The organism is Chitinophaga varians (assembly GCF_012641275.1).
GTDB lineage: Bacteria > Bacteroidota > Bacteroidia > Chitinophagales > Chitinophagaceae > Chitinophaga > Chitinophaga varians_A.
In genome coordinates this window covers 721,088-744,585 of record NZ_JABAIA010000001.1, presented here as the reverse complement: position 1 = coordinate 744,585, position 23,498 = coordinate 721,088, and the positions used below count along the sequence as shown (strand labels likewise).

At 43.9% G+C, this 23,498-nt stretch carries 22 protein-coding genes, 1 tRNA gene and 1 pseudogene; 16 read left to right on the top strand and 8 right to left on the bottom strand.

What is annotated here, in order from left to right; translation table 11 throughout:
* From HGH92_RS03060 to HGH92_RS03030, 7 genes are all read left to right on the top strand, one after another.
* Positions 1-414, top strand: coding sequence for a hypothetical protein (locus HGH92_RS03060; RefSeq protein ID WP_168869282.1), 414 nt, complete (start codon positions 1-3; stop codon positions 412-414).
* A 1,068-nt stretch (positions 415-1,482) separates the two neighbouring features.
* Positions 1,483-2,436: a toprim domain-containing protein gene (locus HGH92_RS03055; RefSeq protein ID WP_168869281.1), complete on the top strand. Its 954-nt coding sequence runs from the start codon at positions 1,483-1,485 to the stop codon at positions 2,434-2,436.
* A 120-nt stretch (positions 2,437-2,556) separates the two neighbouring features.
* Complete coding sequence (locus HGH92_RS03050) at positions 2,557-2,937, top strand: plasmid mobilization protein (RefSeq protein ID WP_168869280.1); 381 nt, start codon at positions 2,557-2,559, stop codon at positions 2,935-2,937.
* The gene (locus tag HGH92_RS03045) at positions 2,934-3,974 is read left to right on the top strand and encodes a relaxase/mobilization nuclease domain-containing protein (RefSeq protein ID WP_168869279.1); all 1,041 of its coding nucleotides are present in this window, start codon (positions 2,934-2,936) and stop codon (positions 3,972-3,974) included. Before HGH92_RS03050 ends, HGH92_RS03045 begins: the two co-directional genes overlap by 4 nt.
* A gap of 25 nt (positions 3,975-3,999) precedes the next feature.
* A complete protein-coding gene (locus HGH92_RS03040; protein WP_168869278.1) occupies positions 4,000-4,545 on the top strand; it encodes a hypothetical protein in 546 nt (181 codons plus the stop codon).
* Between the two features lie 66 nt (positions 4,546-4,611).
* Positions 4,612-5,211, top strand: coding sequence for a hypothetical protein (locus HGH92_RS03035; protein WP_168869277.1), 600 nt, complete (start codon positions 4,612-4,614; stop codon positions 5,209-5,211).
* A 71-nt stretch (positions 5,212-5,282) separates the two neighbouring features.
* Positions 5,283-6,362: a DUF6236 family protein gene (locus tag HGH92_RS03030; RefSeq protein WP_168869276.1), complete on the top strand. Its 1,080-nt coding sequence runs from the start codon at positions 5,283-5,285 to the stop codon at positions 6,360-6,362.
* A 116-nt stretch (positions 6,363-6,478) separates the two neighbouring features.
* Here the strand turns inward: HGH92_RS03030 and HGH92_RS03025 are convergent, their stop codons facing one another.
* The 3 genes from HGH92_RS03025 to HGH92_RS03015 form a co-directional block, all read right to left on the bottom strand.
* Complete coding sequence (locus HGH92_RS03025; protein WP_168869275.1) at positions 6,479-6,988, bottom strand: DUF4411 family protein; 510 nt, start codon at positions 6,986-6,988, stop codon at positions 6,479-6,481.
* Positions 6,985-8,157 (bottom strand): XRE family transcriptional regulator, encoded by a 1,173-nt coding sequence (locus HGH92_RS03020; protein WP_168869274.1) that lies wholly within the window; start codon positions 8,155-8,157, stop codon positions 6,985-6,987. The genes HGH92_RS03025 and HGH92_RS03020 overlap by 4 nt, the downstream gene beginning before the upstream one ends.
* 120 nt (positions 8,158-8,277) lie before the next feature.
* Positions 8,278-8,697 (bottom strand): helix-turn-helix transcriptional regulator, encoded by a 420-nt coding sequence (locus HGH92_RS03015; protein WP_247654819.1) that lies wholly within the window; start codon positions 8,695-8,697, stop codon positions 8,278-8,280.
* Positions 8,698-8,881: 184 nt separating this feature from the next.
* On the opposite strand from HGH92_RS03015, the gene HGH92_RS33535 reads away from it, so the two are divergent.
* Positions 8,882-9,388: a hypothetical protein gene (locus HGH92_RS33535; RefSeq protein WP_211092522.1), complete on the top strand. Its 507-nt coding sequence runs from the start codon at positions 8,882-8,884 to the stop codon at positions 9,386-9,388.
* Positions 9,378-10,049, top strand: coding sequence for a hypothetical protein (locus tag HGH92_RS03005; protein WP_168869272.1), 672 nt, complete (start codon positions 9,378-9,380; stop codon positions 10,047-10,049). Before HGH92_RS33535 ends, HGH92_RS03005 begins: the two co-directional genes overlap by 11 nt.
* 134 nt (positions 10,050-10,183) lie before the next feature.
* Here HGH92_RS03005 and HGH92_RS03000 read toward each other — a convergent pair whose 3' ends face one another.
* On the bottom strand, positions 10,184-10,897 hold the full coding sequence (locus HGH92_RS03000) for a hypothetical protein (protein ID WP_168869271.1): 714 nt from the start codon (positions 10,895-10,897) through the stop codon (positions 10,184-10,186).
* Between the two features lie 387 nt (positions 10,898-11,284).
* Here HGH92_RS03000 and HGH92_RS34285 point away from each other — a divergent pair.
* Positions 11,285-12,061: pseudogene (locus tag HGH92_RS34285) on the top strand (recombinase family protein); the annotation flags it as partial.
* A gap of 733 nt (positions 12,062-12,794) precedes the next feature.
* On the opposite strand, the gene HGH92_RS02990 reads toward HGH92_RS34285, so the two are convergent.
* Positions 12,795-12,878 (bottom strand) — tRNA-Leu (locus HGH92_RS02990).
* A gap of 120 nt (positions 12,879-12,998) precedes the next feature.
* Complete coding sequence (locus HGH92_RS02985; protein WP_168869270.1) at positions 12,999-13,811, bottom strand: 2,3,4,5-tetrahydropyridine-2,6-dicarboxylate N-succinyltransferase; 813 nt, start codon at positions 13,809-13,811, stop codon at positions 12,999-13,001.
* An 86-nt stretch (positions 13,812-13,897) separates the two neighbouring features.
* On the opposite strand from HGH92_RS02985, the gene HGH92_RS02980 reads away from it, so the two are divergent.
* The 5 genes from HGH92_RS02980 to miaA all read left to right on the top strand — a co-directional run bounded on the left by HGH92_RS02980 (position 13,898) and on the right by miaA (position 18,692).
* Entirely contained in the window at positions 13,898-15,025 is a 1,128-nt protein-coding gene (locus HGH92_RS02980; protein WP_168869269.1) for a glycosyltransferase family 4 protein, read from the top strand.
* Between the two features lie 10 nt (positions 15,026-15,035).
* Positions 15,036-15,605 (top strand): L-threonylcarbamoyladenylate synthase, encoded by a 570-nt coding sequence (locus HGH92_RS02975; RefSeq protein WP_168869268.1) that lies wholly within the window; start codon positions 15,036-15,038, stop codon positions 15,603-15,605.
* A 57-nt stretch (positions 15,606-15,662) separates the two neighbouring features.
* Entirely contained in the window at positions 15,663-17,099 is a 1,437-nt protein-coding gene (locus HGH92_RS02970) for a CCA tRNA nucleotidyltransferase (protein WP_168869267.1), read from the top strand.
* Positions 17,100-17,206: 107 nt separating this feature from the next.
* On the top strand, positions 17,207-17,782 hold the full coding sequence (locus tag HGH92_RS02965; protein WP_168869266.1) for a plasmid pRiA4b ORF-3 family protein: 576 nt from the start codon (positions 17,207-17,209) through the stop codon (positions 17,780-17,782).
* Complete coding sequence (miaA, locus tag HGH92_RS02960) at positions 17,733-18,692, top strand: tRNA (adenosine(37)-N6)-dimethylallyltransferase MiaA (protein ID WP_247654818.1); 960 nt, start codon at positions 17,733-17,735, stop codon at positions 18,690-18,692. The genes HGH92_RS02965 and miaA overlap by 50 nt, the downstream gene beginning before the upstream one ends.
* A gap of 133 nt (positions 18,693-18,825) precedes the next feature.
* On the opposite strand, the gene HGH92_RS02955 is transcribed toward miaA, so the two are convergent.
* Both HGH92_RS02955 and HGH92_RS02950 read right to left on the bottom strand, forming a co-directional pair.
* A complete protein-coding gene (locus HGH92_RS02955) occupies positions 18,826-20,358 on the bottom strand; it encodes an OmpP1/FadL family transporter (RefSeq protein WP_168869265.1) in 1,533 nt (510 codons plus the stop codon).
* Between the two features lie 207 nt (positions 20,359-20,565).
* Entirely contained in the window at positions 20,566-21,597 is a 1,032-nt protein-coding gene (locus HGH92_RS02950; RefSeq protein ID WP_168869264.1) for a hypothetical protein, read from the bottom strand.
* A gap of 282 nt (positions 21,598-21,879) precedes the next feature.
* Between HGH92_RS02950 and proS the strand changes: the two genes are divergently transcribed.
* On the top strand, positions 21,880-23,355 hold the full coding sequence (gene proS / locus HGH92_RS02945) for a proline--tRNA ligase (protein ID WP_168869263.1): 1,476 nt from the start codon (positions 21,880-21,882) through the stop codon (positions 23,353-23,355).
* The last annotated feature ends 143 nt before the right edge of the window (positions 23,356-23,498 follow it).

Here is a 23,498-nt window from a genome sequence, read left to right as displayed (position 1 = left end):
ATGAAAAGGTTTTATAGGTACATAATTTATAGACTTTACGACAAGGCTTTGAAAAAGCCATCTTTTACCCCAGTGGTGGATACAATTACCCCTTTGGCAATATTGCATATGCTAATGTTTTTTGTGGTTACTGAGGTGTTCTGTACCTTTGTACTGCATGCAGCCTCGCCTATATTGGAACATATGGGTTTGCTAATAATTTTTGTAATTGTTGATCTGTGGGGGCATTATATTTTGTTCTACGATAAGAATAAATGGAACAGCATTATGGAAGAGTTTAAGGATGAAAGCCCGGCGGAAAGAAGGAAAGGTGGATGGTGCGTGGTAGGATATTTGGTTGGTGGTTCTCTATTATGTTTTCTGGTGTTTACCTTTATTGTGTTTATGGGGATTGAGTTACACTTGAGGCCTTAATATAAGTGATCTCTTTCGTAAGAATTTACTTCTTTATTTTCAGTTAAGAAAGATGCTGTCTACACTATTTGTAAAAGTAGAAGACAGCATCTTTCCCTTTAGTAGCACATGGGCTCCAGTAAATTTGATGGTAGGAACGGAAAATGAGTGCGTGGAAGTTGCTGCGTGTTTATCAATCTGCGGGTGGTGTATTTATCGCGCCTGTGTCTTTTGCAATTGTGTTTCAGGTCTGCTATCCCGGTAGACTTCCAATAATGACGGTATCGCATGGCGGTGTATGTCAGATGAATTCGGCTGGGAACTGTTACTTTTGCGCAATACAAGACCGCATGGACAGTATGAAGAGATTTTACAGGTACATGATTTACAGACTTTACGACAAGGCTTTAAAGAAACCGTCAGCGGTACCAGTGATGGATACAATTACAGCCTTGGCAGCATTACATACCTTAATGTTCTTTGTATTTGTTGAGCTATTCTATACGTTTGTAATGCATGCTAACTCGCCCTTATGGGAACATATGGGTTTGATGATATTTTTTGTGATTTTTAATCTCTGGGTGCATTACATTCTATTCTATGATTCTATTCTATGATAAAAAATCATGGAATAACGTTATGGATGAATTTAAGGACGAAAGCCCGGCAGAAAGGAGAAAAGGAGGATGGCGCGTGGTAGGGTATCTTGTTGGTGGGTTCCCTGTTGTGCCTTGCACTGTTTATCGTAGTTGTGTTTATAGGTGTAGAGTTACATTTGACGCCTTAAGATATGGGCGGCGTTGCATTCCCGGTTAGTTTCCCTGCTTATACCCCGGGGAAATTTATCCGGTATGTGTTACACTGACTATCATCGGTTGTGGTCAGCAGGCAGGGGATGACTTAGTACATACCCCAAAAACAAAAAATCCCGCAAGTAAAACTTGCAGGATTCTTGTGCACCGGAGTGTACTTTTCTCGAACCACTTTTTAACTGATTTAGAACGACTTGCAAGTATTTTGGTTTGATAACCAGCGCTTGTAAGTCGTTTTTCTATTGTACATGATTAATGTGAACCTGAAAACGTGTGTATGAAAAATTTAATGTGTGCAGAGGCAAAACAAATTGATCTTGTAGATTATTTGGCCTCATTGGGTCATCAACCCGAAAAGATAAGAAACCAAGATTATTGGTATTTATCCCCGTTACGGGATGAAAAAACGCCATCCTTCAAAGTAAACAGGCAGTTAAACGTCTGGTACGATCATGGAACAGGCAAGGGGGGCAATTTGGTGGACTTCGGAACCCTTTATTTCAATTGTAGTGTTGCCAACTTACTACAACGCTTATCGCAAAACCGCCCCGCCCCGGCTTTTTCTTTTCACCCGCCTACTACTTTGGGCAGCCAGCATCCGGCCCCCGCTTCTTTTGCTGGTGAAAAGAAAGATACCCCCGACAGCAAAATTGTTATTCTGGACGCTCGCCCACTTAAAGAACAATCCCTGCTGGACTACCTGCAAAAAAGATGTATCCCGGTGGAAATAGCCTGCCGTTTTTGCAAAGAGGTGGATTTTCTTTTGTATGGGAAAAAGCGTACCGTTATCGGTTTTCAAAACAACGCCGGAGGATATGAACTGCGAAACGAAAACTTTAAAGGCAGTAGTTCCCCTAAAGATATCACCTTGCAAATAGGCAAACATTCAGAAGGTCTTGCAGTGTTCGAAGGCTTTTTTAGCTTCCTGTCTTTTCAAACTATTAACCGCAGTAAGGAAGCTCCCCTGCCAGATTGTCTTGTACTTAATTCCCTTTCTTTCTTTGAAAGAAGCCGCCCGATAATGGAAGAATACAATCAAGTTCACTTGATTTTAGACCGGGATACAGCAGGCATTAGCAGCACCCGGAAGGCTTTGGAATGGAATACTGGCAAGCAGGATAAATACTTAGATCGAAGCGAGTTTTACAAAGGCCATAAGGATTTAAACGATTGGTTTATTCATCATCGCCAGAGCCAAAGAGAAAGCCAGCGAATAGCAAAACGGCTTTAACCGCTTGGGTAGCCAGCTATGTTTTGGTAAAACCAAAACGGCTGGCTCACCTCATGCTGTCGCATTCGGTGAGTAATTTTTTTCATGCTATCGCATTCAAAAAATAAAGAGGAGATTGATATGGAGCAGCAGAATGTACAAACCAAGAACAAGGGAGGCCGCCCCCAAAAAGCGGTAAAAAAAGATCAATTACTGGCAGTGAAATGCAGTCTTTATGAAAGACGGGTTATTGAAGCAAACGCCAAAATTGCTAACCTTTCAGTTTCCGAATACCTACGGGAAATAAGCACGACAGGAAAAATTGACAGGAAGGAAAAAGCATTGCCCAAAGAGGTTTTGGAACTAACCGGTACTCTCAATCACATGGCAGCAAACCTTAATCAGATCGCTAAAAAGCGAAACGGGATGGAAGAATTAGGCCCTCTTGAACGTGCCAATCTGAAAGTACAATCAGGGGAGTTAAAAACATTAGCGTCAAAAATTAAAAGTTATATCCAATGATCGGCTATGTAGGTACAGGAAGTTCCTTTTTTGAATGTATCCGTTATTGTTTGCAGGATAAAAAGGAACTGTCTGAAGAAAAGAAGCAGGAGCTTTCCCTAAAGGATAATCTACAGCACAGGAACCGGGCAGAAGTTCTGAGCTACAACAAATGTTTTGGGAATTTAAAAGAGCTGTCCGGACAATTTATTGATGTTGCCAAACTTAGCAAACGGGTAGAAAAGCCGGTATTTCATTTTTCCTTACGGCTGGCTCCCGGAGAAACACTTGCTAAAAATCAGCTAATAGAGGTTGGCCGTGAGTGCGCTAAAGAATTTGGCGTAGCAGATAACCAATATATCTGCGTACTGCATAAGGATACCAACGAGCAGCATATTCACATTGTTGCCAATCGTGTAGGCTATAACAGCAAGGTCGCAAGCGACAGTAACAGTTATAGAAGAATGGCAGCCCTTTGCCGGAAACTGGAAAAGCAATACAAGCTACAGGAAGTATTAAGCCCCCGCGCCTTTTTATCACCTAAAGACAGGCTATTACCCCGGCAGGATCAGCGAAAGGAAAAACTGAAAACAGATATTCGGCAGACCTTGGAGAAGGTGTGTAGTTATTCTGAATTTGAGCAGAGGATGCAGTCTTTAGGGTACAATTTGATTAAAGGCCGGGGGATTTCCTTTATTGATGATAAGAAGGTAAAAGTAAAAGGCAGTGAGGTAGGTTTTGCGTTGGCAAAGATAGAAAGGATTTTAACCCTGAAACAAGAACTGACTGCTAAACAGGTTGAACAAAAAATATACGAAGCAGCTATCCGGCACAACACTACAAAACAACAAACGTTATCTCCTGCTCAAAGGATGCTCCGCGAAACACAGCGGGTGGCACATATTGAACATTCGCCCATTGTTAGCGTAATAAAGGAATTAAGCAGCCTTTTAGAGTTACTTCTACAGCCTGTAGACACATCTAACTATATACCATATGAGCTGACAGAAGAGGGCATCAAGAGAAGAAAAAAGAAACAAAAATCCCACAGAATTTAATCCTTAATCAGAAAATTACAAATTTATGGATACCACCAAAAAAACAGGAGATATTGAAAGTGGAAGCTTAGAACTGGTACTGGAAGAGTTTACGGAAGAACAAAAGGTACACACAAAAACCGTTGATGACCTGGTTAAAGCGGTCAACGGCCTATCTGGGAAACTTGCAGAGCTTGAAGAAAAACTGGAAAAACCGAAAGGAATAGACATTTTAACCGATACAAGGCCAATCCAGGACATTGTAAAAAAAGGCATTGTAGATATGAAATTGACGGTTGCTGCACAACCCAAAAATGTGATACGAAAATTCCAGCTATTGCTTTTCCCGGAACAGGATGCAAAATTGTTTTATAGGGTTGTTTTTGGCCGCTGGTTCCTTTGGCTGGCAGTAATGGTGCTCCTTACAGATTCGTACAAGTTTAGCATCCATTGGAGCGAAAATCAGAAGGAAATAAAACTCCGCAAATTAGAAAATGACAAGATAAAAAAGGCGTGGAACTATCTTTATTATCAACAGGGGAAAGGAGTGAAAAAATTAATGGATAGCGCCTACATTAAGGGAAATGAATAGTTTAAAATGTTATAATTTCTTATATTAGGAGATACTATACCTAATATATAATAATAATAATTTACAATGCAAACAGAAATATCAACTTTGCGGATAAATGGAGAGAGGGCGGGAACTGTTAAGGAAATAACAGAATATTTACTTGACCTCGAAAATGCTTATAACAGCTTATATATTTTTGACCATTTCCTTGACACAATAAGTCCAAATTCAAAATCAAGAAGAAACCTAAGATTTTATATTTATGAATTTGGATTTCCCTTATCACTAAATTTTAAATTGGATAATTCCAGTGACTTTATTCTACCCGAAAACAGGCTTGTAATCTCCAAAATAAATATTCAATCACCCGGTTTTTGGGAAGTAATTGGCTCTTTAAATCCATTGCAACAACTGAGAGAATATTTAAAAGATAGACATGAAAGGCGAAAAGATATAGAATGGCGTGAGCAGAACGAAAAGCAAAAAGCTGTTCTTGAAAATGAACTGATACAACGGAAAATACTTGAAGCTGAGAATAAAAACATCAGAGAGAGAATAGAAATATTCAAAGAGTTGGGGTTTTCGGACCAGGAGATAAGAGAAGTTATTTGGGCGAATATTGGGAAACCTTTAATGGAATTAGGTAAACATCAAGACACAGGGTTAATCCAAGATGCCGAATAGTGCAATAAATAATGGCTGAAGCATTGTTAGCAATACCAGGCAATACTAAAAAAATATTAATTTAATTATATATGGGATTTACAAAAGCGTTATTCTATCCAACCATTGACATTCATAATGAAGAATGGTTAAAAAATGCGACTCTATTCTGGGATGAAATCAACACAATAGTTCCATCCTCTTTCACCAACCCATATCAAGAGGATACAACACAATATCTATTTGATGAAGGTATATTAAAGGCAATGCCTGTTAGTCCTGATGATGATTTTATTGAGGAATTAACCTCTGATACCTTAAATTACCTAAATACTAATGAAGGGTTCCAGCTTTTGACGCAAGGGCAGGGCCGAAACTCAGTAATTCATCGTGATAAATTGCCGCGAGATGTAAGCAGATTTTTTGATATTCACCCTGAAAAACTTCCTTATGAAATCCAAAATCAGCTTAGAAGAAGTTTGAATAGAGAAGGTTTTTTTCGGGTTGATAGTAATTTTGCAGTTTTTTATATGACGCTTCTCGCGAACAAAATATGTGAACAAAAATCAATTGCACTTCTGACTGACAACTCACTAACCTCTAATCTTTCAGATCTTGTAAGATTAGATAATCAAATTGCGATTAAAGGCAGAAATTATAATTTCGACTATTCTGGAAGAAAAGAGAGGTATATTCATTTGGCCCAAGGTCTTTTGACAAATCTTGTTATCAAAGGAGTTAAGGTTACTAAAGCATCGTCCCTTGAAGATATAGTGAAATTTAAGCGTAATCATAGAGATGAGCTTGGACTTTTCAGAACTAACATTGCTAAACTGACAAAAGATGTAGCCAAAGACACATCGTTTGAAGCATTACAACAGCAAGTAGAAGATATTTACAATGATGAATTTTTGCCCGCCTATAGAAATTTTAAAAAATCTTTAGATAGTGCTGGTATTAAATGGACATCTGATAATTTTATGAAAATTGCGGTATTATCTATACCTGCTACGGCAATACCAATTGCGATAGGGTTATCAACTCCACAAGCATTATTGGCAGGTGCAGGCATTTCTATAATTTCATCCCTGGTATCATACAATGTTGATAAAAGCGATAAATTAAGAGCCAGTCCATATTCATATTTATTAGCAGTTGATAGAGGAGTTTGAGCTATAGAAAGCAATGCCTCTTAGCCTAAAATATCACCCGACTGTCAGAGCCAATCGGAACTATTACAAATAAAATGGGAAATTGGAGAAGTGATTTTGGGGCAAAATAACAATCCCTATTTTCTTAATGAGCACATAAATTGAAGGTCCAGTTCCTGGATAAATTCGAAGTCGTTAATCCAACGAACGCCCATATTTTCACAAACATTGGGGATTTTTATTTTGACAGAGTTTAATGCCGTAACCTTTTCTTCTTTTGTAACTACTGTCGCATTTTCATTTAGCGCATGTGCAATTACCCAAGGATCAGCTAATGAACGGGCTTTAGTATTATCAACCAGGTTCTTATGAAGTGGGTTATTTGAGAATATTCTCTGTAGACAAAGAGTAACAGGTTCTGACATTTTATGAATTGGTATCTTACTGTTCTTTAACCATTTTGATAAATCATCTTCCGTTCTTATAATTTCTTCATACACCATTTCAGGAATAAATATAACTCCTTGTTTACCTAACTCTATTAGAACATTCCAATAGTCAGGGCAGAATTTAGGATTATAATACTTTTGCCAAGCCTGAATTAGCACATTGGCATCAATACAGTATTTATTTGCCGTTGCATTCATCTATATAATTGCGCCTCTAGTTTTGGAAATTTATTTACCTGTACGTTCAATAAATTGCTTGCAACGGTCGGTTCAATGTACCCGCCACGAAATGCGTCCAAAACAGTTTGAGTAAAAAGTCGGCTGTTTCTATTTAACTGAAGAAGAAAATAGTTAGGTCCCCCTTTCTTATCCTTCTGTTTCGCCTTCTTTTCTAATTCCCGTTTTAGATAATCTTGATATTCAATATCCGCTTCTTTTTTTAGCTTCTGATATGCGGAAATTGATATTAAATCCAGATTCTTCACTCTTACCAAAAGAGCATATGAACTTACGCCTAATGTCTTAGCTATTCTAAATACTTCCTTTGAGTTTTGGAAAATATTTAAATTGAGATTCAATATAATATCTTCTGGCATCAAGGCATTTGCGGCTACTTCATTGCAAAAAAGCTCAATGGGGTGGACCTTATCTCCGTTTTTAATCTCCGGCTCAATAGCATTTGATATTCCTGTTGCTGCAATCCAAATATGAGCAATTTCATGGACAAGCGTGAACAGTTGAGGGGCATTCCAATCCTCTGAATTAACAAAAACAAAGGGAGCATATCGATCAGAAATGGCAAATCCCTGAATTTCGTCAGAATCAAGTTTTAATCTGGAATGTATAAAACTTGTTCTTGAAACAAAGATTCCATTCTTCTCTGCCGCATCAATCCACTCTTTTATTGGCGCGTCCGTTTTATAATTCGGTGGATTAATATTTAATGTTTTAAGTATATCCTGAGCCACAATCTTGGGATTATCCTTAATTGAAAACCTTCCCACGAAAGGCAATGAATGTTCTCCATTTTCAGAATAAACATCGCTTATCCATGCTTGCTTCTGTTGTATTTCTCGTATTATAAAGACGGAAGAAGTTGTTAGCTCTTTAGAATCTTTTTTCCTGAAATCTTGTAGTGGTTGAAAATCCCTAGGAATTTCAGGTAAAAAAAATAAGGCAAAAGGTCGCTTGTACGCTTTAGCTAAAATCTGAGCTTGATTAATAGTAGGTTGGCTTGATCCATCTTCCCACTCCTTTAATTTATCCACCGTTACGGAAGCCCTGGCAGCAGCACTTTCTTCGGACATTCTTGCCGATTCTCTTGCCCACTTGAGGACGTTTGGTGTTATATATGCTTTGTCTGCCATTAGGTGCTAAAGGTAAAAAATAGAAAGGAATTCCGACAGTTGGAATAGTGTCCAACCCCATACTGAGAATTAACCAGAAGGGAAATATATACAATTGAAGGTCGTTCGGAGTTTAAGAATTTACTTCCCACCTTTCCTTTCGCTCAACAGTTTCTCCAGAATTTCGACTTTCTCTCGTTCACTTTGCAATAGAGCTTCGTACAATTTTTCATTCTTATCTACCGTTTCGACCCATTTTTCAAAAGGGTTAAAGGTGCATTTATAATATTGAGCGTATGCAACAGATTCATCCTGAAAAGTATTGGAAATAATATTCACTGCTGCCTCTTCGCTAAAATTTTTTATAGCTTCTGCTGGCACTTTTAATGCCTTTGCAACCAGCTCCAATATATCAGGTTCAACAGTTTCCTTTCCTTCCAGTAAGGAAATTTTCTTTTGGTTCCAATCGTCGCCTAGTTCAAATGCCAATGCCTCCTGCTTAATGCCTAGCATTTCGCGGAACCGTTTAATATTGTGTCCTTCATGGGTTTTGTTACGCATATCAGTGGATGTCATAGTACAAATATAACTAATTTCTACTTGCTAAAATATCCTCAAAAATAGGATTAAATACTTACTAAAGTATCTCTTTTATCCCAGTAATCCATCCCAATAGTGTATAGATTATCTTTTTATCATATCTGAACTTGTGTCTGTGATTTAAAACCTCTTAAATATTTAATCTATGGATCAAACAGATAAAATACATCTCAGCCCTCCATTTAATGAAGATGAATGGCTTAAACTGATCTTCCTACTTAGTGACACTCAAAATTGGCTCAATGACCTGGTAGGTACCACCATGCTACAGGTGCCTATGAAAGACAGGAGAAAGTTATTCCGGCGATCATATTACATCAATGTGAACGCATTGGCACATATCATGGAAAGGCACCATTACAAAATTCCTCGGCATCCCTCCGTCAGCAAGTTTACGATTTCTGTCATTGACATATTAGCACTACTGCGGGATGCTTTTACGGCCCCTACAAGCCCGGTTTCTGGTTCCCTCAATTTTCAAAGGGTTATCAACACTGGCAATATTATAGGTTTTGACTATAACCAACTCCCTACCAGTTTTTTAACAGTGCTAACGGACAGCGGTGGCCGTATCATTACAGCTTTTCCCGGTTTTCTGAAATCTCAATCCTCTTTATTTAACTCTCACAATCTACAAACGTATGATATTTGATGCGCCCCGTCCGTGGGATAATCTCCCACTTCGCCTTTCTAATGAGGAAATCAGCCAGCCTTACGAGGTTATCCACGATTTTTTTTCCGCCTTTGAAAAACACCGTACAATCATCATACTTCAACGCTGGTTGTATTCGGTATGCTCCAACAAAAAATGTAAAGAAAGTCCTTCTACACTGCTATTTTTCTATGAGAAAATTGAATATCTTATTGAAGCAGCCTATTTAATCTCTCAGTTAAACAATTCTGAAAGAAAAGCTGTATTACAGAATGACAGCAAAAATGACGATTTTAATATCATGAATGCTGAATACTTTTGTGCTTGGGGTTCCTCAAAATTTACACAAAATCCAGCAAAACTAATTTGGCAGGACTTCCCGAGAAGCCTAAGCACAAAAGAGTTTTTCAATCCTTACTCTGTGTTCAAAAAGACTTTCAGATTTTACTCTCTTGGTGAATGGCGACAGGAGTTATCCAATCTTTTCAATATGGCTTTATCAAAAGAAAGCTTGCTAGATGATGGGCTAGATACCGATATTTTAAGTGTAGAAAAACACCTGTTAAAACTTATTGATGCTTCGCACCTTATTGATATTAGAGAATTTAGATTAGACTATGTGACGAGCATAAATGGAAAGTCAAGCGAAGATAACAGGTGACAACCATAAAAAACGATGTTGTAGCTGTTTTCGGACAAAGGGAGCGACTGAAATTTCAGTCGCTCCCTTTGCCCAAATATGCACCGGTTAAGACACAATAAACATTTTCATTTAGCATTTAAGGGCATACCTTATTAGGCCTCCTTTCTTAGATGGTCAAGCCACTTATTCACCTGTTCCATTACCTCTTTTAAATCCATATTGGGATAATATTTCTGTACATAATCTGCAAACTGGACTTTTGTTTTTTCATCTTCCCATTCCAATACAGTAAGGCTTAACATTGGCCATTTCTTTGTTTGCTGCATAAAGCCGTATAGTGGCAAATATGGCGGGGCATAATAAAACGAATTTTCTACCAATTCATCATATAAGGGCTTGTTAAAAGCCCTTTTCATATCCCGTACCACGTCATAGACGATACGAAATCTACTACCTTGCTGCACCATGACAGCAAATGCCGGCATTCCCTTGTCTTGAAAAAAGATATACATATAATCAATAAAACCTTCTTCCGTTACGTCACACAGATCTTTGCTATAGTAGGCATATTCCTGTTTAAACAGGTCTAAAGAAAAGTCTGATAGGATTTTTTCAACAATGAAATCAATTAACGAATTTTCTTTTTTAATAATATCTTCAATGGAAGGCCCGCCAGTCAAACCCGCTACTGATAAAAAATATCGGGGTTTAGAAAATAGTTCAAAATAGTAGCTCTTAAAAAAGATCGTCTTTCTGTCAAATGTTACCTGTATATACAGCGGATAGGTAAGTTTTCCATGAAAGGACACTTGTTTAAGCCGTTCATTGAAATATGTTTTATAGCTAACCTTATAGGTTTTAGTCATTTTTATTTGATTTTATACTCGTTTGTATATAAAATGTGTAACAATCTTTTCGCTATCATTGTTTTACAGGAAAAATTGTATCAAAACATACTTATTCTTGTCAATGCTAGTAAAGATCGATAAAATTTGGTAAAATTTTTAAAATAGTTTTGGTAAAACATAAATTACCAAAACAAAATACTTATATTCGTTACGAAGAAGTATTTCCCTCCATAGGGTTTTGTGAAATTGATTAATGTGATGGTGTAAAATGGAGACAATTACCCCCGAAAAAATAGTAGAAATACTAGAAAAGCATGGTACACATGTGACAATAGAAGAAGCTAAGATTATTCTGGAATTTATGTATAAACTGGCTAATATAGCCATAAACACGTATTTACGAAGATGAAGGCAGATTTATATATTCGTGTAAGCACTGATGAGCAGGCGGACAAAGGTTTTTCCCAAAGAGACCAGGAGGAAAGATTACGCAAGTATTGCCATAATAACCAAATATCTATCCGTAAGGTGATTTTTGAAGATCATTCGGCCAAGACGTTTGAACGCCCTGAGTGGCGTAGCGAGATTATAGACCTGAAAAAGCGGAAAGACCAAATAGATATTATCCTATTCACAAAATGGGATAGATTTAGCCGTAATGCCGGGGATGCCTACCAGATGATTAACACCCTTCGCAGGTTGGGGGTAGAACCACAGGCAATAGAACAGCCCCTAGACATGGCTGTTCCTGAAAATAAAATAATGCTCGCTGTATACTTGGCAGCTCCCGAAGTAGAGAATGACCGGAGAGCATTAAATGTATTGCACGGAATGCGCAGGGCTAAAAAAGAAGGCCGTTGGATGGGGCCTGCTCCGGTAGGATATGCCAATAAGATAACGGAGGATATGCGTAAGTACATAGCCCCTGTAGAACCATATGCCAGCATTATGAAGTGGGTATTTAACATGATGGTAACAGGCCAATACCAAGTAGAACAACTTTATAGGGAAGCCCGCCTAAAAGGTATTAGGTGCTGTAAAACTAATTTTTGGAACCTCCTTAGAAATCCGGTTTACTGTGGGAAGATTTATTTATCTGCCTACAAGGACGAACCAAGTACACATGTACCCGGTTTACATGAGCCGATTATCTCAGAATCGCTATTCTATGAAGTACAGGACTTGCTGGACGGTAAGAAAAAGAACTACCGTACAAAAGTTGGGGCACAGGAAATTATGCAACTACGGGGCCACTTACTTTGTCCTAAATGTGGACACCTATTAACAGGTAGTGCTTCACGCGGCAGGAATGGGATTTATTATTACTATCATTGCAAGTCATCGTGCGGCGCGCGTTTCAAAGCAGAAGCAGCAAACGATCTGTTTACAAAAGAGCTACGCAAATTTGTTCCGCGTGCAGGAATGGCGGAATCCTACAAAGTAGTGGTTAATGCTGCCTATAAAGCCCAAGCAAAAGGCCATCGTAGTGAAGCAAAGGAAATTACCGATCAATTAAATGAAGCCCAAAATGATATAGCAAAAGCAAGGAAATTGCTATTAAAAGAAGAGATTGACGCTTCTGACTATAAGATAATCAAAGCCGAGAGCGAAAAAAGAATTATGCTACTGGAAGCCAAATTAATGGAGGCCGCAAAGAATACAAACAATATAGAATCCTTGTTGGATAAAGCTGTAAAATCCCTCGTAACCCTTGACCAGCTTTATAAAGACGGAGATGTAAAGAAGAAGCGGCAGATTATTGGTTCGATTTTCCCCGAAAAACTCACTTTTGACGGAAGCCATTATCGAACCGCCCGACTTAACGAAGCCGTTAAGCTTATATATACGCTGGACGCGGGTTTTACCGAAAATAAAAATGGACAAACCGAGATGAATTTCGATTTGTCCACTTTAGTGCCCAGAACTGGATTCGAACCAGCACACCCTTGCGGGCGCTGCGACCTGAACACAGTGCGTCTACCAATTTCGCCATCTGGGCAGGGCTGTGTCCCTCGTTAAAGGGATTGCAAAGGTAGGTTTTTTATATTACCAACCAAATTTATTTTAAAAAAAAGCAATAAAACAGTGGGAACCCGCTGCCTTATTGCCTTTAAATATATTATACGGCCACATTGAACTCACGCAGGGTGTCGTTCAGGCTCGTCTTCAGATCGGTGGAAGCTTTACGCTGACCAATAATCAGGGCGCAGTTGACCTGGTATTCACCGGCAGGGAACTTCTTAGGATAAGTGCCCGGAATAACCACGCTGCGCGCTGGTACACGGCCTTTGTATTCTACAGGCTCAGCACCGCTTACGTCAATGATTTTAGTGGACTGTGTCAACACCACGTTAGCGCCCAGTACGGCTTCTTTTTCTACGTGTACGCCTTCTACCACGATACAACGGGAACCCAGGAAGCAGCCATCTTCAATGATCACCGGACTGGCCTGCAGCGGTTCCAAAACGCCGCCGATACCTACGCCACCACTCAGATGTACATGTTTACCGATCTGCGCGCAGGAGCCTACAGTGGCCCAGGTGTCTACCATGGTGCCTTCATCTACATAAGCGCCGATGTTCACATATGATGGCATCAGGATACAACCTTTGGAGATATAGGCGCCGTAACGGGCAATAGCATGCGGTACTACACGTACACCCAGATCTTTATAGTTGGTCTTCAGCTTCATCTTATCATAGAACTCGAAAGGAGGAAGCGACATGGTTTCCATCGGTTGAATGGTGAAATACATCAGGATTGCCTGCTTTACCCATTCGTTTACCACCCAGCCGTTCTCTGTAGGCTGCGCTACTCTCAGATGACCTTTGTCTACTGCTTCTATCACTGCTTTTACGGCATCGCTATACTGCGTTTCCTGTAACAGGCCCCTGTCAGCCCAGACAGCCTGTATTTGTTGTTGTAAATCCATTTGTGCTTTTTTCGCAAAAGTAATATCTAATAAATGAAATAACGAATAACGAATTTCTTTCGTGGGACTTCGTATTTTCGCAACATATGAAGATTGGTTTTGATGCCAAGCGTGCTTTCCAGAATGATACAGGACTCGGTAACTACAGCCGTACCCTGATCTCTTCCCTGGCGGCAGGCTTCCCGGAGCACCAGTATTTTCTGTTCGCTCCCAAACAAACGGATATGTACAACGCACCGGGCATCCCGGTGATATTGCCTGAAAAAGCCTGGCACCGCTGGTTTAAATCGGCCTGGCGGAGCCGCTATGTGGTAAAAGACCTGCAACGGTACGGTATTGACCTGTATCATGGCCTCAGCCATGAAATCCCTTTCGGTATTCCCGGCAGCGGCGTGAAATCGGTGGTGACCATGCACGACCTCATCTTTGAACGGTATCCGAAACAATACAACCCCATCGATGTCGTCACCTACCGCCGTAAAGCCCGCTACGCCTGCGAAAAGGCCGACAAGGTAGTGGCTATCAGTGAACAGACCCGGCAGGACCTCATCTCGTTCTACCATACTGATCCGGATAAAATAGCGGTCGTATACCAAAGTTGTGATCCTGCGTTTGCAGTGCCGCATACTGCTGCCGACATACAGGATTTCCGCAGCCGTTACCGGCTGCCCGACCAGTACTTTTTATATGTTGGCTCGGTCATTGAAAGGAAAAACCTGCTGGGCATCGTAACGGCCATGAATACACTGAAAGGTACGGTGGATGTTCCGCTGGTGGTACTGGGCAATGGCAGCGGTTATAAAAAGAAAGTAAAGGAATATCTCGCGGCCAACGGCCTCTCGCCAAAGGTGATATGGCTCAATGAGCAGGAACGGCTGCCCAACAGCGCGCTGCCACTGCTCTATCAGGGTGCGGTGGCATTGTTATATCCTTCGGTTTTTGAAGGTTTTGGCATCCCCATCCTGGAGGCGTTGTGGAGTGGGACGCCCGTGATTACCTCTCATGGCTCCTGTTTTGGGGAGACAGGTGGGGACGCTGCGTTATATGTGGATCCGCTGAGCGCGACCGACATTGCAGGCGCGATGCGCCGCGTGCTGGCAGAACCTTCGCTGGTACAGGACATGCGCGACAAGGGATGGAAGCACGCCCGGAAGTTCACACCGGAACAATGTGCGGCAGACATGATGAAAGTGTATGTGGACCTGGAAAAATAAATGAACGCTAATGGATTTTGAACAGGACATCAACGCCGCATTGCCGGTATTGCGCAATGGCGGCCTCATTTTATACCCTACAGACACCATCTGGGGCATCGGCTGCGACGCTACCAATGAAGCCGCGGTCAGAAAAGTATATGAACTGAAACAACGCAGCGAAAGCAAAAGCCTCGTGATACTGCTGCCGGACGTACGGGACCTGTTACATTATGTGTCCAACCCCCGGCCTGACATGGCAGAGGTGATCGCCGGCTTCAACCGCCCTACGACTGTTATCTATGAAGGTGCGCTCGGCCTCGCGGCCAACGCTATCAGTGAGGACCAGACCGTAGCTATCCGGATTGTACAGGATACCTTCTGCCGCCACCTGCTGAAACGGTTCCGTAAACCGCTGGTGTCCACATCTGCCAATATCAGCGGTGAACCGTCCGCGGCCAGTTTCCGGGACATATCGCCGGCAATTGTGAACGGTGTGGATTATGTGGTAAAATACCGGCAGGAAGAAGCCGCCACAGGCGTGGCTTCCAGGATTATCAGGATCGGAAAAGACGGTTCAATAGCCATAATCCGGGATTAAACGGCATTATTTATTACATTTGCGCCCTGATTTCGGAGAAAGGAACAAAATTTTAATATGATCAGCAGCAAGCCATTAGACATTCCCTGCTCCCTGCAGGAACGGAAAGTGTTGGAGAAGATTGCGCTGGCAGCCCACGAACTGGGCACGCCGGCCTATCTGATCGGAGGCTTCGTACGCGATAAAATACTGGGAAGAAGAACAAAAGACATGGATATCGTGTGCGTGGGTGATGGCATCGCCCTGGCACACAAGGTGGCCGAATCTCTGGGCGACAATATCCCCGTCAGCTTCTTTAAAACATACGGCACGGCACAGGTGAAATGGCACGAATTCGAAATCGAATTCGTTGGCGCCCGCAAAGAAAGCTACCGCCGCGAATCCAGGAACCCCGACGTGGTGGCCGGCTCCCTCGAGGATGACCAGAACCGCCGCGATTTTACGATCAACGCGCTTGCCGTCAGCCTCAGAGACGTAGACTACGGCTCCCTGATAGATCCCTTCGGCGGAATGGCAGATATGGATAAACAATTGATCCGTACGCCGTTAGAACCCGCACAGACGTTCAGTGACGACCCCCTGCGCATGATGCGCGCTATCCGCTTCGCGTCCCAGCTGCAGTTCACCATCAGTGATGAGGCCTTTAAAGCGATCCAGGACAACGCGGAACGTATCCGCATCATCACACAGGAACGGATATCCGACGAGTTTAATAAAATCATGCTCTCCCCCAAACCCTCTGTGGGGCTGGACCTGCTCTATAAGGCAGGCCTGCTTAAAATCATCTTCCCCCAGATGACAGACATGGTAGGGGTGGAAATGTACGAAGGCAAAGGACACAAGGATAATTTCTATCATACCCTGCAGGTAGTGGACAATATTTCCGTTCATACCCGCGACCTCTGGCTCCGATGGGCCGCACTGCTGCACGATATCGGTAAGCCGGCCACGAAAAAATTTGAGCCGGGCCACGGCTGGACCTTCCACGGCCACGATGCGGTGGGAGGGAAGATGGTGACCCGTATCTTTACCAAATTCAAATTACCCCTGCATGATAAAATGAAGCTGGTCAAAAAGCTGGTGGAACTCCACCTGCGCCCGATCAGCCTCACCAAGGAAAATATAACGGACTCGGCTATCCGCAGGCTCCTGTTCGATGCCGGCGACGATATCGAATCACTCATGATGCTGTGCGAAGCCGATATCACCTCCAAAAACAAATCCAAGGTGAAACGTTATCTGGAGAATTTTGAACTGGTGCGCAAAAGGCTGAAGGAAGTGGAGGAAAGCGATCGTATCCGCAACTGGCAACCACCTGTTACCGGCGAAATGATCATGGAGACGTTCGATCTGAAACCCGGCCGGGTAGTGGGCGACCTCAAAAACGCTATCAGGGAGGCTATCCTCGACGGTGAAATACCTAACACCTACGAAGCTGCCTACGCTTTTTTGCTGGAAAAAGCAAAAGCCCTGGACCTTACCCCAGTTAAATAAAATTGGTAATTTTACATAACCAGAATTAAGAAACGATTAATTGTTATCAGCGCCGTTAACCACGCGTTGGGAATTAATATATTTATCTAACTTATAACCAAATTGTCATGCCGGTTTTGAAATTCAGAGTATACTGGGAAGAAGATGAAAGTGTTTACAGAGACATTTCCATTAAGCCGAATCAGACTTTTTTAGCATTACATACGGCCATTTTGCAGGCTTTTGAATTTGATACCAAACATGCAGCTACCTTCTTCCGTAGTAACGATAACTGGCAACGTGGCCGGGAAATCATCCTGCAGGAAGATAAACAGCCCCGCAAAGTGGAGCCGTTGCTCATGTCGGAAACGACTATCGCCGCTGCGGTGAAAGCGCCCAACCAAAAATTCATCTATCTCTACGACTTCGCCAAAAACTGGTCTTTCCTCGTAGAACTCATCGGTGTGTCCAAAGATGAGAACGCTAAACTCACCTACCCGGTATGCGTACGCAAGGAAGGCCTCGCTCCCAGCCAATACGGTACCAAAGGCCTCGTAGGCGATAAACTCGTGGAAATGGAGGAGAAATATGACCTCAACAAGGAAGGCATGGACGAAGACGGCTTCGGCGAAGAAGGCGAAGAGGAAACCAACGATGGCGCCGATGAATTTGGTGGCGGCGCAGAGGACGAAAATAATTTCTAATCTGAAAACAGTCATTATCATAGCAGGCCCCACGGCCTCCGGTAAAACGGCGCTGGCTATACGGTTGGCGCAATTGTACCACACCTCGGTGATCTCTGCCGATTCCAGGCAATGTTACCGGGAAATCAGCATCGGTACGGCTAAACCTACCCCGGAGGAACTGGCGGCTGTTCCGCACTACTTTATCGATTCCCATTCTATTCGGGAAGAAGTTAATGCCGGTGTCTACGAACAACTGGCCCTGCAGTATGCCCGCGATATCTTCCGGGACAACGATGTGGCCATTATGTGCGGCGGTACCGGCCTGTATATCCGTGCTTTCTGTGAAGGCATCGATGATATGCCTGCCATTCCGCCTGGTGTCCGCGAACGGCTCAACGCCCAATACCAGGAACATGGCCTCGCCTGGTTGCAGGAACAGCTGCAGCTGCGCGACCCGGCTTTTTATGCTACCGCGGAAACACAAAACCCGCAACGGCTTATCCGGGCACTGGAAGTCCTGGAGGCTACCGGTCATTCTATCACCACCTTCCGTACCGCCACCAAAGCGCAGCGGGATTTCCGCGTGATTAAAATCGGTATCAACCTGCCGAAGGAACTATTGCACGAAAACATCCACAAACGGGTAGACCTCATGATGGACGCCGGCCTGGTCGCTGAAGTGAAGAGTGTAGTGCCCTACCGGCAACACAATGCTTTGCGTACTGTAGGTTATCAGGAGATATTTGACTACTTCGATGGCAAACTGTCCCTCGAAAAGGCTGTAGAAGACATTAAAACACATACCCGCCAATACGCCAAAAGACAGCTGACCTGGTTCCGCAAAGACACGGCATATCACTGGTTCGATCCCCGCTACCCGGAGGTGATCGTCAATTGGGTGCAACAGCAGTTGCAGCAACCATCCTGATCACTGCCAGCAATACTTTCTGCTGGTCTCCAACAAATGTGAGCTATCAAAGTCCAATCATATTATCCACATAAAAAAAGCTGGCTTTAAGGCCAGCTTTTTTATTATATCGCAGATCAGGGCTTTTACCTGATTAAAACTTCAATCCCATGGTCAGTACCACGTTGCTTCTGGTGTAATCCAGCGTGGCGGCGGCAGGTGTGAGTGCCGGAACGGTGCTGGTATACAGGCGGTAGCGGTCGTTGCCCTGTGTGTAGCTGTAAGCAAGGTCCATGTACAGGCCTTTGTTACGGTACCCGAAGCCTGCGCTGTACACTTTCCGGGAGGCGTCGGTATTGGCGTTGTAGGCGTCGTTGCTGTATGGGTTGCCATACCATGCAAAACCGGCCCTTACGGCGTAGAGGGTGGCAAATTTCAGTTCAGCGCCTACCCGTACGTTGGATACGGCTTTATAGATAGCGCTGATATTGTCGTTCAGGGATTTCTCGTTATCACGGGCGTTGCTCATTTTGAATTTGCCGGATGACTGGTTCACGTACTCATAATCCGCGGTGATGAAACCCTGGGTATTGCTTACGTGGGTGATGTCGCCGAAGAAGTAGGTAACACCTGCCATGGCGCGGAGAGGCGCTACGTAGTTGTAATCATATTCTACAGGGTAACCGTTGGTCACGTCGTTGGAGTGAACATACTGTTTGCCCATGTAGTTCTCTGTATTTACTTCGATGTCAGCGGTATAGCTGTCATGCAGGCTGTAGTAGGTCGGTGTGTGGAAGGCGCCGCCCAGACGGAAGCGGGGACTGACCTTATAGAGCACGCCTAATTTAGCGCCGATACCAAGACCGGTCCTTTTCAGGTACTGACGGTAGTCATAGTAGCCAAAATCGTTATTGGGACGGTTGCCGCCGTTGTTGGTGGCATCATCTTCCATGACAGTGAAGTCCTCGCGGTAGTTAACGTTGGGAACATTCACACTACCGCCGATGTATAAACGGTTACCATAGTTGCCGGCTACTGCAAACGCAAATTCGTTCAGGCCTCCCCGTGTTTCCAGGGTGCCCCGTTGCTGAACGGCAGTGAGGTAATCGGTGGGACTGTTGGTGGGCCGTGTTGGGGAAGCGTTGCTCATTACTTCTTCTGTACCGTTCTGATGTTTGAACATGTCTATCAGGCCGGCGCGGTAGGCGATACTGCCACCCAGCGGGTAATTGTTATTGAGACCGTCTTTATTCTCGTACCACATCTGGTCTACCCAGCTGTCAGAGAAAGAAGACTTGTCATTATAACCGGCTACAGCTATTTTATTGTTGTAGTTGGCCATGCGGGTATAACCGAGGGAGAAGGTGACGTTGTTCCATGCATTTTCGCCGGTGCCTTTGTTGGTGGCGAAGATGACGCCAACGCTGGGCATTTGGAAGTTGGTCTTGTTGCCTTTGTTGTCCAGCTGGTTATTACCGAGGTAATTGGAAGAGTTGTTGGTCAAACCTAAGCCGGCAGAAATGAGGAACTCACCGGTCTTGAACATGCCGATACCGGCCGGGTTAGAGTGTGCTGAGGAATAGTCGCCGCCCAGGCCTATGCCTGCGCCTCCCAGTGATTGTGCTCTTGCTGTTCCGAAGGGTTGGTTCGGAGAGTAGAGCAGGGCGTCATTCGAGCTCTGCGCCATTGCGGTAACGGATAAAAAGAGTCCTCCTAAAAGAGGGTAAATTCTTTTAATCATAATACTATAAACTTAAAAATTGAGATGTATTGGCAGTATGTCTGCTGAATAACGTGCTGCGACAGCTATAACGTTCACAAATAGGCAAAACTTATGTCCTATAAAAAGATAAGCGTAGTTTTTTTGCTACGCTTATCTTGAATTCGTCAGGTATTAACGTCCGCCTCTGGAAGGACGGCTGTAGCCACCGCCACCACCACCGCCGCCGGTGTTGCTGCGTCCGCCGCCACTGGGTGCTGAGTAGCTGGGTGATGGAGAAGGCATGGAAGGACGGGAGTATTCCACCCGGGATGGGCGGGAATAGTTGCCACCGTTATTATTGTTGATACGCCCGCCGCCATTATCGTAGGAAGGACGGGAGATAACTGGTCTTTCTGAACTGGACTGCTGGAATATGCGACGTGGACGGTCTGTGTTGGACGGCACATAGTTGCCGTTGCCACCGCCGTTCACTGGTGCTGTGGCGCCTCTGGAAGGACGGTAATAACCACCGCCGCCGGCATTGCCACCGCTGTTGTCAGTGTAGTTGGTGCGGGAGATACGTTCGTTGCTGTTTCTCACCGGTCCATATGAATTGGCAGGACGGGTATAGTAACCACCGCCGTAGTGGCCGCCACCATAATAACCGCCGCCATAGTAACCACCTGCGTAGTATGGATAATAATGGCCGTAGTAGCCACCATAGTAAGGCCAGTAGGAACCAATGTAGGGATAACCGCCCCAACCCATGCCCATGCTCCATGGACTGTAGAAACCACCGTAACCCCAGCCGAAGCCCATGCTGATGGAAGGGCCCCAGAGGCTGCTGTAACCGAAGCTGCTGTACGGGCCAAAGCCATAACCGAAGCCGCTGCCCATGTAAAGGTTGCTGGCCGCGTTATAGCCGTCCCAATAACCACCGTTGTAGGTGTTGGCGTTGCTGCCAAAACGGTTGATCCGGCGTTGATAATCACCCTGATCGCCGTCATACGTCACATAAGTGCCGCCATCATCGGGCGCATCTGTATATCTGCCGTTCTCATCCTGTACAGAATTACCGTTGGAACCATTATTGGAAGCATAGGTACGCTGCTGCTGGCGAGGTGAATAATATACATCGTCCGGTGTCTGGGCCGTCTTGTATGTGCTGGAACATGCGCCCAGAGCGAACGAACCAGCCAGTGCAATGTATAGTATAGGTTTCATTTGAAATATATTTTTAGCGTGATTTATATAGTAAATTTACAATTTTATAACGGATATCAGGGAACAAAGTTACAATTACCGAACGGGTTATTTTATTTTGGCCGGACTATTTGCACCTTTATGATTTTCATGTAGGTTTGTAACATTTTCTTTTTAAATATCTGAGGCAAAAACTAAGCCAGTTTGACACCTTTTTCCGGTCCGCCGGAGGATAATTTTGACTAGACAAATTTGATAAATTTTTACTAAAAGACAAAGGAATATAAATTAGTATTATTTTTTATGAGTAAAGAGATCACAGCCCGTTCGGAAGATTATTCGAAATGGTACAATGACCTGGTGGTGAAAGGCGGTCTGGCAGACTACTCTGCCGTAAGAGGCTGTATGGTGATCAAACCATATGGCTTCGCGATCTGGGAAGCAATGCGCGACGTCCTGGACAGTAAATTCAAGGAAACAGGTCATCAGAACGCTTATTTCCCGCTGTTTATCCCCAAAAGCTTCCTCAGCAAGGAAGCCGCCCACGTGGAAGGCTTCGCCAAGGAATGTGCCGTGGTGACCCACTACCGCCTGAAAAACGACCCCAACGGCGGTGGGGTAGTGGTAGACCCGGAAGCTAAACTGGAAGAAGAACTGATCGTTCGTCCCACTTCTGAAACCATTATCTGGAATACATATAAAGACTGGATTCAATCTTATCGTGACCTCCCCCTGCTGATCAACCAGTGGGCCAACGTGGTACGCTGGGAAATGCGCACCCGCCTCTTTCTCCGTACGGCCGAATTCCTCTGGCAGGAAGGCCACACAGCCCATGCCACAGCGGAAGAAGCCATCGCGGAAACAGAACAGATGCTGCACATATACGCTGACTTCGCTGAGCAATACATGGCCGTACCGGTCATCCGCGGCGTAAAAACCGCCAGCGAAAGATTTGCCGGCGCTGTCAACACCTATTGTGTGGAAGCCCTTATGCAGGATGGTAAAGCCCTGCAGGCAGGCACCTCCCACTTCCTCGGCCAGAACTTCGCGAAAGCCTTCGATGTACAGTTCTCCAACAAGGAAAATAAACTGGACTACGTATGGGCCACCTCCTGGGGCGTATCCACCCGCCTGATCGGAGGCCTCATCATGGTTCACAGCGATGACCAGGGCCTGGTACTGCCTCCCCGCATCGCACCCCTCCAGGTGGTGATCGTACCTATCTATAAAGGCGCTGACCAGAAAACAGCCCTCGATGAAAAAGTAAGCGTAATCGTGGCGGAACTGAAAAAAGCCGGTATCCGCGTTAAATATGACGATTCTGATAATAACCGCCCAGGCTGGAAATTCGCTGAATACGAAATGAAAGGCGTACCTGTTCGTATAGCCATCGGCGCAAGAGACCTCGAAAACAACGTGGCCGAGGTAGCCCGCCGCGATACGAAAGAGAAAATGAGCCTCTCCCTCGACGGACTGGCCGGCCGTATCAGTGAGCTGCTGGAAGAAATCCAACAGCAACTCTTCACCAAAGCACAAACCTACCGGGACGAACATATCACCCGCGTAGATACTTTCGATGAATTCCAGAAAGTACTGGATGAAAAAGCAGGCTTCGTGTCCGCCCACTGGGACGGTACCGCTGAAACAGAAGAAAAAATCAAAGAACTGACAAAAGCAACTATCCGTTGTATACCACTGGACAACCCTCAGGAAGCAGGTATCTGCGTTTTCTCAGGTAAACCGTCCAAAGAACGGGTATTGTTTGCCAGAGCATACTAAAATCAATTACAGATTACGAATTACGAACTACGAATGAAAAGCCATTGGTGATTCGTAGTTCGTAATTTGTAGTTATAGCAATTACGAACGGCCGGCTATTGATGAAACCCTCCGTCATTGGCAGCCCTCATTCGTAATTCGTC

Bases quoted from the DNA above. Each gene is read 5' to 3' on its own strand.
- HGH92_RS03035 (WP_168869277.1), top strand. From the start codon at position 4,612: ATGCAAACAGAAATATCAACTTTGCGGATAAATGGAGAGAGGGCGGGA.
- HGH92_RS03005 (WP_168869272.1), top strand. From the start codon at position 9,378: ATGATATTTGATGCGCCCCGTCCGTGGGATAATCTCCCACTTCGCCTT.
- HGH92_RS03055 (WP_168869281.1), top strand. From the start codon at position 1,483: ATGAAAAATTTAATGTGTGCAGAGGCAAAACAAATTGATCTTGTAGAT.
- HGH92_RS33535 (WP_211092522.1), top strand. From the start codon at position 8,882: ATGGATCAAACAGATAAAATACATCTCAGCCCTCCATTTAATGAAGAT.
- HGH92_RS03020 (WP_168869274.1), bottom strand. From the start codon at position 8,157: ATGGCAGACAAAGCATATATAACACCAAACGTCCTCAAGTGGGCAAGA.
- HGH92_RS02965 (WP_168869266.1), top strand. From the start codon at position 17,207: ATGCCGGTTTTGAAATTCAGAGTATACTGGGAAGAAGATGAAAGTGTT.
- HGH92_RS03050 (WP_168869280.1), top strand. From the start codon at position 2,557: ATGGAGCAGCAGAATGTACAAACCAAGAACAAGGGAGGCCGCCCCCAA.
- proS (WP_168869263.1), top strand. From the start codon at position 21,880: ATGAGTAAAGAGATCACAGCCCGTTCGGAAGATTATTCGAAATGGTAC.
- HGH92_RS03000 (WP_168869271.1), bottom strand. From the start codon at position 10,897: ATGACTAAAACCTATAAGGTTAGCTATAAAACATATTTCAATGAACGG.
- HGH92_RS03015 (WP_247654819.1), bottom strand. From the start codon at position 8,697: ATGCGTAACAAAACCCATGAAGGACACAATATTAAACGGTTCCGCGAA.
- HGH92_RS03030 (WP_168869276.1), top strand. From the start codon at position 5,283: ATGGGATTTACAAAAGCGTTATTCTATCCAACCATTGACATTCATAAT.
- HGH92_RS02985 (WP_168869270.1), bottom strand. From the start codon at position 13,811: ATGGATTTACAACAACAAATACAGGCTGTCTGGGCTGACAGGGGCCTG.
- miaA (WP_247654818.1), top strand. From the start codon at position 17,733: ATGGCGCCGATGAATTTGGTGGCGGCGCAGAGGACGAAAATAATTTCT.
- HGH92_RS03060 (WP_168869282.1), top strand. From the start codon at position 1: ATGAAAAGGTTTTATAGGTACATAATTTATAGACTTTACGACAAGGCT.
- HGH92_RS03045 (WP_168869279.1), top strand. From the start codon at position 2,934: ATGATCGGCTATGTAGGTACAGGAAGTTCCTTTTTTGAATGTATCCGT.
- HGH92_RS03025 (WP_168869275.1), bottom strand. From the start codon at position 6,988: ATGAATGCAACGGCAAATAAATACTGTATTGATGCCAATGTGCTAATT.
- HGH92_RS02950 (WP_168869264.1), bottom strand. From the start codon at position 21,597: ATGAAACCTATACTATACATTGCACTGGCTGGTTCGTTCGCTCTGGGC.
- HGH92_RS03040 (WP_168869278.1), top strand. From the start codon at position 4,000: ATGGATACCACCAAAAAAACAGGAGATATTGAAAGTGGAAGCTTAGAA.
- HGH92_RS02955 (WP_168869265.1), bottom strand. From the start codon at position 20,358: ATGGCGCAGAGCTCGAATGACGCCCTGCTCTACTCTCCGAACCAACCC.
- HGH92_RS02980 (WP_168869269.1), top strand. From the start codon at position 13,898: ATGAAGATTGGTTTTGATGCCAAGCGTGCTTTCCAGAATGATACAGGA.
- HGH92_RS02975 (WP_168869268.1), top strand. From the start codon at position 15,036: ATGGATTTTGAACAGGACATCAACGCCGCATTGCCGGTATTGCGCAAT.
- HGH92_RS02970 (WP_168869267.1), top strand. From the start codon at position 15,663: ATGATCAGCAGCAAGCCATTAGACATTCCCTGCTCCCTGCAGGAACGG.